The 9,005-nt window shown below is 72.4% G+C and carries 4 protein-coding genes; 3 read left to right on the top strand and 1 reads right to left on the bottom strand.

The window, feature by feature from the left end; all coding sequences use genetic code 11:
• The first annotated feature begins 174 nt into the window (after positions 1–174).
• The 3 genes from ACZ7JZ_RS34960 (at position 175) to ACZ7JZ_RS34950 (ending at position 7,113) form a co-directional block, all read left to right on the top strand.
• The gene (locus tag ACZ7JZ_RS34960; protein ID WP_470946906.1) at positions 175–1,785 is read left to right on the top strand and encodes a sigma-70 family RNA polymerase sigma factor; all 1,611 of its coding nucleotides are present in this window, start codon (positions 175–177) and stop codon (positions 1,783–1,785) included.
• Between the two features lie 290 nt (positions 1,786–2,075).
• On the top strand, positions 2,076–4,439 hold the full coding sequence (locus ACZ7JZ_RS34955) for a non-reducing end alpha-L-arabinofuranosidase family hydrolase (protein WP_470946903.1): 2,364 nt from the start codon (positions 2,076–2,078) through the stop codon (positions 4,437–4,439).
• 40 nt (positions 4,440–4,479) lie between these two features.
• Complete coding sequence (locus tag ACZ7JZ_RS34950; protein ID WP_470946900.1) at positions 4,480–7,113, top strand: RICIN domain-containing protein; 2,634 nt, start codon at positions 4,480–4,482, stop codon at positions 7,111–7,113.
• 94 nt (positions 7,114–7,207) lie between these two features.
• Here the strand turns inward: ACZ7JZ_RS34950 and ACZ7JZ_RS34945 are convergent, their stop codons facing one another.
• On the bottom strand, positions 7,208–8,773 hold the full coding sequence (locus ACZ7JZ_RS34945) for an InlB B-repeat-containing protein (protein WP_470946899.1): 1,566 nt from the start codon (positions 8,771–8,773) through the stop codon (positions 7,208–7,210).
• Positions 8,774–9,005: the final 232 nt, after the last annotated feature.

Below are 9,005 nucleotides of genomic sequence, written 5' to 3'. Positions count from 1 at the left end.
GAGTGGTGTACTACCTTCCCCCCGTTCCTCCTACCCCCCGCTGCTGGGGGAGAGAACCGGCCCCCCCCCTGCACGGCCCTTAAAAACACCCATCCCCCCCCGCGGTGCCCACGCTCGCGGTTCCGGAACGGGTGCTTTGGCGGCACCCCGCGGCGGAGGTTAGGGTCTGACGCCGTGACGAAGACGGTGGGGGCGGGGCTCATGGATGCGGATCACGCTGGACTGGTCGTCGCAGCGCAGGCCGGTGATGCCCGGGCGCGCGAAGAGCTGGTCGCCGCCTACCTGCCGCTGGTCTACAACATCGTCCGGCGCGCGCTGAGCGGGCACGCGGACGTCGACGACGTCGTCCAGGAAGCGCTCCTGCGCGCGGTGCGCGACCTGCCTGCCCTGCGTTCCCCCGAGAGCTTCCGCTCCTGGCTGGTGTCGATCACCCTCCGCCAGATGAACGCCCACTGGCAACGGCAGCACACCGTCGCCGACCGGACCGCGGTCCTCGACGAGGCACTCCGGATACCGGCCGCCGGCGCCGAACCCGAGGACGCCGCGATCCTGCGGCTGCACGTGTCGGACGAGCGCCGCCAGATCGCCCGAGCCGGGCGGTGGCTCGACCCGGACCACCGGGTGTTCCTGTCCCTGTGGTGGCAGGAGAGCGCCGGACTCCTCAGTCGCGAGGACATGGCAGCCGCGACGGGTCTCACCGTCGCCCACACCGGCGTCCGCCTGCAACGCATGCGCGAGCAACTGGACCTGAGCCGGACGATCGTCGCCGCACTGGAGGCCCGGCCCCGCTGTCCGCAGCTGGAGGAGACCGTCGCCGACTGGGACGGACAGCACACGTCGGTGTGGCGGAAGCGGATTGCGCGGCACACGCGCGACTGCCCGCTCTGCACGGGGACGGCGGCCAACCGGGTCCCTGCCGACCTGCTGCTCCTCAGCCTCGCGCCCCTGGCGGTCCCGGGCGGACTGCTCGCCGCGCTGGCCGCCAAGGGACTGCTGTCGGGCTCGGCCGCCGGTGCCGCAGGGCTGGCCTCTGCGCCGGTCGCCGCCGCCACGGCGACGGGCGGCGGCAGCCTGCCGGGTGTGCTGGCCGGAAAACTCCACGTGGTGACCGCCCATCCGCTGATCGGCCTCGCTGCCGGTGCGGTGCTCATCGCAGGGACCGCGACCTACGCGACCTGGTCGGAACCGGAGCGCCGGGCCCCCGGCGCAGTCGCCGCCCCCACGGCCGGCGCACCCACAGCGGACGGACCCGCGGCCGGCAGCCCCGCGCCGAGCACTCCCACCCCGGACCCGTCGGGCACCCAGTCGTCGGCCGGCCCGCAGCCGACGAGTCCGTCCGCCGTGGCAGGAACGGTCCCGCTGGGTGCGCGCTCGCTGGAGTCCGCCGACGAACCCGCGTCGTACCTCGCGTATGCCGGCGACTTCGCGACGCTCGGCCGGGTGTCCGAGGCCGACGGCCCGCAGGCGCGGCAGCGGTTCACGTTCGAGGTGGTCCGGGGGCTGGCCGACGCGGGGTGTGTCACCTTCCGTGCCGCCGACGGCCGCTACCTGCGCCACAGCTACCTGAGGCTCCGGCTGAGCAGCGACGACGGCAGCGAGCTGTTCCGGCAGGACGCCACCTTCTGCCCGCGTCCCGGGGCGGTCGCGGAGTCGGTGACCCTGCACGCCCACAACTACCCCGGATCGGTCCTCCGCCACCGGGACGGCGGCATCTGGCTCGACGGCTCCGACGGCACGCGGGCCTTCTCCGGCCAGGCGTCCTTCATCGTGCGCGACGCCCGATAGGGACGCTCCGTAGGCATGGCCGGCGGGGACCACCGGTCCGCCGACAGGACGTAACGCTTTTCCCCTGTGGGATGCATCACCGGGAGAGACCGCCGGGGTGGCGCGAGATTTTCGTTACGCGCCCCGGGCCCCGGAAGCCTCCACTTCGTGGGGCGCCCTTCCTCCCGCTCACCGTGTGTGGCGGCGTGGGGGTTCCCCTCCCACGACGTATCCCTCAAGGAAGCACCTCTCATGAAGCGACATCCCGCGAACACCACGCCCCCGACCGACCGCGTCCCGCGAGGTGAGGCATGAAGGGCGTACACCGCCTCCGCCGGCGCCGCCGGACCTGGCTGACCGGACTGTCGGCCGCGGCCCTGCTGGCCGGCGCCGCCACGCTCCTCCCCGGGTCCGCCGGAGCCGCGTCCCTCGGGACCCAGGCGGCCCCCGCCGGACGGTACTTCGGGACGGCCGTGGCCGCCGGCCGGCTCGGCGACCCGACGTACGCCGCGCTCGCGGACCGGGAGTTCAACATGATCACCCCGGAGAACGAGATGAAGTGGGACACGGTCGAACCGTCCCGCGGCCGCTTCGACTTCGGCCCCGCGGACCGGATCGTCGACCGTGCCCTGGCGCGCGGCCAGCGCCTGCGCGGCCACACCGCGGTCTGGCACTCGCAGCTCCCCTCCTGGGTCGGCTCGATTCGCGACGCCACGACCCTCCGCAGCGTGATGAACCACCACATCACCACCCAGATGGCCCACTACAAGGGCAAGATCTACGCCTGGGACGTGGTCAACGAGGCGTTCGCCGACGGGGGCAGCGGCCGGCTGCGCACCTCGGTCTTCCAGAAGGTGCTGGGCGACGGCTTCATCGAGGAGGCGTTCCGCACCGCACGTGCCGCCGACCCGTCGGCCAAGCTCTGCTACAACGACTACAACATCGAGAACTGGTCGGACGCCAAGACCCGGGGCGTCCACCGCATGGTCAAGGACTTCAAGGCCCGCGGCGTGCCCATCGACTGCGTCGGCTTCCAGAGCCACTTCGGGACCAGCGGCCCGCCGGCGAGCTTCAGGACCACGCTGGCCGCCTTCGCGTCCCTGGGCGTCGACGTCCAGATCACCGAGCTGGACATCGCCCAGGCGTCCCCCGCCCACTACGCGGACACGGTCGGCGCCTGCCTGTCCGTGGCCCGGTGCACCGGCATCACGGTGTGGGGCATCCGCGACAGAGACTCGTGGCGCAGCGGCGAAAGCCCCCTGCTGTTCGACGGCAAGGGCGAGCCCAAGCCCGCGTACGCGGCCGTCATGAAGGCCCTCCGGTCCGGCTCCGGCACCACCCCGGCCAAGCCGGCCGACGGCACGGGGGAGATCAAGGGCCTGGCCTCCGGCCGCTGCATCGACATCCCCGGCTCCGCCCCTGCGAACGGCACCCGGGCGCAGCTGTGGGACTGCAGCGGACAGGGCAACCAGCGCTGGACCCACACCGCCGCCAAGCAGCTGAAGGTCCACGACAACAAGTGCCTGGACGCCCGGAGCAAGGGCACCACCAACGGCACCGCAGTGATCGTCTGGGACTGCAACGGCGGCGCCAACCAGCAGTGGAACGTCAACACCGACGGCACGATCACCGGCGTCCAGTCCGGGCTGTGCCTCGACGCCGTCGGCGCGGCCACCGCGAACGGCACCCACATCCAACTGCACGCCTGCGCGCCCGTCGGCAACCAGAAGTGGTCCGCCCCCTCCGGGACGGGCGGCGGCCCCTGCGCCCTGCCGTCCACGTACCGGTGGAGTTCCACGGGACCCCTCGCACAGCCGTCCCAGGGCTGGGCCGCGCTGAAGGACTTCACCCACGTGCGGCACGGCGGCAGGCACCTGGTCTACGGGTCGAGCGCGTCGGGCACCTCGTACGGCTCGATGGCGTTCAGTCCCTTCACGAACTGGCCGGACATGGCGACGGCCGGCCAGACCGCGATGGGCCAGAACGCGGTGGCGCCCACGCTGTTCTACTTCGCACCCAAGAAGATCTGGGTGCTGGCGTACCAGTGGGGTGCGTCGCCCTTCAGCTACCGCACGTCCAGTGACCCCACCAACCCCAACGGCTGGTCCGCGCCCCGGCCCCTGTTCACCGGCAGCATCCCCCGCACCGAGTCCGGCACCGGACCGATCGACCAGACCCTGATCGCCGACGACCGCACCATGTACCTGTTCTTCGCCGGCGACAACGGCAGGATCTACCGGGCGAGCATGCCGATCGGGGACTTCCCCGGCAGCTTCGGCTCCTCGTACACGACGGTCATGAGCGACACGGCGAAGAACCTGTTCGAGGCACCGCAGGTCTACAAGGTCCAGGGCCAGAACCAGTACCTCATGATCGTCGAGGCCCGGGGAGCGAACGAACGGCGCTACTTCCGCTCGTTCACCGCCACCAGCCTGAGCGGTTCGTGGACCCCCCAGGCCGCGACCGAGGGCAACCCCTTCGCGGGCAGCGCCAACAGCGGCGCCGTGTGGACCGACGACATCAGCCACGGAGACCTGGTCCGCAGCAACCCCGACCAGACCATGACCGTCGACCCCTGCAACCTGCAGTTCCTCTACCAGGGCAAGTCCCCCCGCGCGGACGGCCCCTACGACCGGCTGCCGTACCGGCCGGGCGTCCTCACCCTGCAGCGCTGAGCTGCCCTGAACCACGGTGAAACGCAAGGAGCACACCTTCATGAACACCCCTACTCCCGCCCGCGGCCGGAGCCGCGGCCGTCACCGCCGCCGCCGGAGCGCCACCGCCCTCCTGCTCGGCGTGCCCGCCGCCGTCGTGCCGTACCTCCTGCTCACCCAGGACGACTCGCAGGCCGCGACGGTCGACCCCGACGCCTACTACCGTCTGGTCTCCGTACACAGCGGCAAGGCGCTCGACGTGAACGGCTACTCGACCGCCGACGGCACCCGCGTCCAGCAGTGGACCGATCAGAACGGCGCCAACCAGCAGTGGAAACTGCGGCCCGCCGGGGACGGCCACTACGAGCTGGTGAACCGCAACAGCGGCAAGGTGCTCGGCATCGCCGACGATTCCACCGCCCAGGCAGCGCCCGCGGAGCAGCAGACCGACAGCCCCTCCGCCTCCCAGGAATGGCGCATCGACGAGGTGGACGCCTCCGGCGCCGTCTCCTTCACCTCCCGCAGGAGCGGACTGGTCCTGGACGTCTCCGGCGGCTCCGCCGCCGACGGCGCAGCAGTGATCCAGTACCGGGGCCACGGCAGCACCAACCAGCGCTGGAAGCTGGTGAGGACGGCCGAGACCCCGCAGGCCGGCACCGGACCGTACGTGTGGCGCAACGCGCAGGTGGTCGGCGGCGGCTACGTCACCGGCCTGGTGTTCAACGCCCGCGAGAAGGGCCTGCTGTACGCGCGCACCGACATGGGAGGCGCCTACCGCTGGGACACCGGAGCCCGGCAGTGGATACCGCTGACGGACTGGGTCGGCGAGAAGGACTGGAACCTCCTGGGCATCGACGCGGTGGCCACCGACCCCGTCGACCCCCGGCGGCTCTACCTCGCGGCGGGCACCTACACCAACGACTGGGCCGGCAACGGCGCACTCCTGCGCTCCACCGACCGGGGCCGCACCTTCAAGCGCACCCCCCTGCCGTTCAAGCTCGGCGCCAACGAGGACGGCCGCGGAGCCGGCGAGCGGCTGGCGATCGACCCCGCGCGCCACGGCACCCTGCTGCTGGGCACCCGCAAGAACGGCCTGTGGCGCAGCACCGACTACGGCGCGACCTGGCAGCAGGTCTCCTCGTTCCCCGTCAAGGACGGAGCCGGGAGCGGCGCGGGCATCACCTTCGTCACGTACGGCCCGGCCGGCAGCAAGACGGTGTACGTCGGCGTCGCGGACAAGTCCGCCCCCCTGCACCGCTCCACCGACGGCGGCCGGACCTGGCAGAAGGTCCCCGGGCAGCCCACCGGCCAGCTGCCGCAGCACGGCGTGTTCTCCGGAGACGGCTCGCTCTACCTGACGTACACCGACGCCCTCGGACCCAACGGCGTGACGGGGGGCTCGGTGTGGAAGCACACACCGGCCGGCGGGGCGTGGAAGGACGTCTCCCCCTCCCGGGGCGCCTACGGCTTCTCCGGTCTGGCCGTCGACCCGCGCAAGCCGTCCACGGTGATGGTCACCACCCTCGGCCGCTGGTGGCCCGAGGACGAGATCTACCGGACCACCGACGGCGCGGCGACCTGGAAGGCACTGGCCGAGCACTCGGTGCGCGACGCCTCCGCCGCCCCCTACGTCGGAACCGGCACCGGGCACTGGATGACCGCCCTGGCCATCGACCCCTTCGACTCCGGGCACGTGCTGTACGGCACCGGCAGCGGCATCCTGCGCAGCAAGGACGCCGACGCCACCGACAGCGGCGGCACCAGCCACTGGACCGTGGGTGCGCGCGGGCTGGAGGAGACCGCACTGCTGGACGTGATCGCCCCGCCCGGCGGCGCGCACGTCGTCACCGCCATGGGCGACCTCGGCGGGTTCCGCCACGGCTCACTGACCAAGGTGCCCGCCGGGCGACTGAAGAACCCGATGATGACCAACAGCACGTCGGTCGACTTCGCCCAGTCCAAGCCCTCGATCATGGTGCGGGTCGGCCGCGGCGGCGCGCAGGACGGCGCCTACTCCACCGACGGGGGCCGCACCTGGACGGGCTTCCGGTCGGAACCGGTGGCCGGCGCCGACACCGGCCGGGTAGCGCTCGCGGCCGACGGCTCCACCCTCGTCTGGACCCAGGCAGGGCAGGCGCCGTACCGCTCGACCGACCGGGGCACGACCTGGTCGCAGGTCCGCGGGCTGGGCGCCGGCGCCGTGGTCGTCGCCGACCGCGCCTCGGCCGGAACCTTCTACTCCCTGTCCGGCGGCACCCTCCACGCCAGCACCGACGGCGGAGCGACCTTCACCGCCCGGGCCGTCAACCTGCCTGCCGACGGGCGGCTCGAGGCGGTCCCCGGAGTCGCCGGGGACCTGTGGATCGCCGGCGGCGGGCAGGGGCTCCTGCACTCCACCGACGGCGGCCGCACCTTCACCCCGCTCGCCACGGTGAAGTCCGCCTCCGCCCTCGGCTTCGGCAAGGCCGCACCCGGCGCGCCCTACCAGGCCCTGTACCTGATCGGCACCGTCAAGGACGTCACGGGCGTCTTCCGCTCCACCGACAAGGGAGCCACCTGGGTCCGCGTCAACGACGACGCCCACCAGTGGGGCAGCATCGGCGGCGTCGGCGTCATCACCGGCGACCCCGACACCTTCGGCCGCGTGTACGTCGGCACCAACGGACGCGGCCTCCAGTACGGCGACCCGTCCTGACGGAGCCCGGGAGGGGCCCGGGCGCTGGCACCCGCCAGCGGCCCGGACCCCTCCCGGGCCGCTCCGACACGATGACGCAGGCCCGCGCCGCGTCTCAGGCCTCGATGAAGACCGCCCTGAGGGTGTGGGCGGCGTCCATGGTCACGTTGACCTGGTCGGCCGGTGCGTACTGGCGGCCGTCGTAGATCCAGGCAGCCAGGCGGTGGCCGGGGGCCGGGGTGGCGGTGACCGCGACGACCGTGCCCGGCTTGTAGGGGCCGTAGACGGCGGGGCGGATGCTGCCGCCGTCGGAGCTCTCCAGCGTGAGGGCGTAGCGGGTCCGGGGGACGGTGAGGGACCGGTAGCCGGCCACGATGGGTGTGGTGAGGCGGGCGAGCTTGGCGTTGTTGTTGCTCTCGTTGCCGAGGGGCTGGCCGTAGATGCTCAGCGACGGGTCGGAGTACACGTTCTCCGTGCGGCAGGGCCGGCGGCAGGAGCTGGCGTACGCCATGAGGTCGGTGTGCTGCTCGTCGGGGGTGATCCAGCCGGTCCCGTACGGGGTGTTGAGCGCGTTGACCCAGCTGCCGTCGGGGACCTGCTGGGAGAGGGTGCGCCGGTCGTGGAAGAGGCCGAGGTTGTGGCCGATCTCGTGGCCCAGGTTGTACCAGCCGGTGAGCGAGTCGTAGTCGACGACGGAGAAGGCGAGGCTGTCGTCGAAGTTGCCGCGCACCGGCAGGCTGCCCTGTCCGGAGGACTGGCCAGGAACGCTGTTGACGACGGTGACCAGGTCCACGCCGTAGCGGCGGCGTGCATCGGCGGCGGCGGTGCCCAGCTCGGAGTCCTGCGGGTTGCTCAGCTTGCTCCACATCAGCGAGGAGGTGTTGTTGCCGGTGTAGTTGGTGTTGTAGGTACCGATGATGTCGATGCTGGCCGGGACGCCGCTGTCGGCGAGGGCCTCGTTCATCTTCCGCTCGGCCCAGTAGACGGTGTTGACGACCTGCTGCTCGCTGCCCGCCCGCTGGACGGCGAGGGGGGTGTAGCCGGCGATGACGTCGATGACGGCCGGCTCCTGCGCGGTGGCCGCGGCCCGCCCGGTGAGGGAGGTGCGGGGCGCAGTGCGTGCGGCCGGGGCCACCGCCAGCTCGTCGGGAGCGTGGCGCGGCTGCTTGGCCGGGTCCTCCTCGGTGATGCGGGCGCGCAAGGGGTGCCCGGGCAGGGTCTGCAGGTGGTAGACGTGCGTCCCGAGATCGGCGACGACCTCGACGAGGGTGGTGCCGCGTGGGGTGCGGTCGGTGGAGCAGACTCCGCGCAGGGAGACGATGACGCTGGTGTCCGGCCTCCCCTTGACATGGCCGGACCAGGTGCGGGTGCCGCCGTCGTCGTCGATGCCGTCCTCGACGGCGGTGAGGCGGACGTTGTCGAAGAAGTCGAAGGCCCATTCGCGCGGGGCGCCGAACGGGGCCGCGGTGCACAGCATCCGGAAGGCGTCGAGCGAGAGCGGGACGGTGCGGTCGCGGAGCACCTCCGCCCCGTCACCGGCCGGGGGTGACGGGGCCCGGGTGACGGCAGGGGCGGCAGAGACACCGGTGGCGGAGGCGCTCGCCAGGGGCAGAGCGGCCATGGCGGCCACGCAGAGTGCGATCAGACGGGTTCGGCGGGGGCGGCGGGGAGTCGTCGTCATGTCGCACACGAAGCCACAGGTGTCACCGCACAGGCCGGAAACATGCCCGCCCGGAAGGCGCGGTCACTCGACCGGCACGTCCCCACCACTCCGTTACCCGAAGAGGCGCCCCCCCGAACCGACTGCCGGAGGGGCTGTACGACCGATGGCCGCAGCCTTAGGCGCCTCAGTTCCAGGCGCCTCCTCGCGGGAGTGCTGCCGAAGCCGTTCGGCGTTCCGAGGGGGTTTCGCT

This window comes from Streptomyces sp. NPDC038213 (assembly GCF_055600495.1).
Note: the sequence above shows the minus strand (reverse complement) of the source record. Positions and strands in the feature narration are given on the sequence as shown.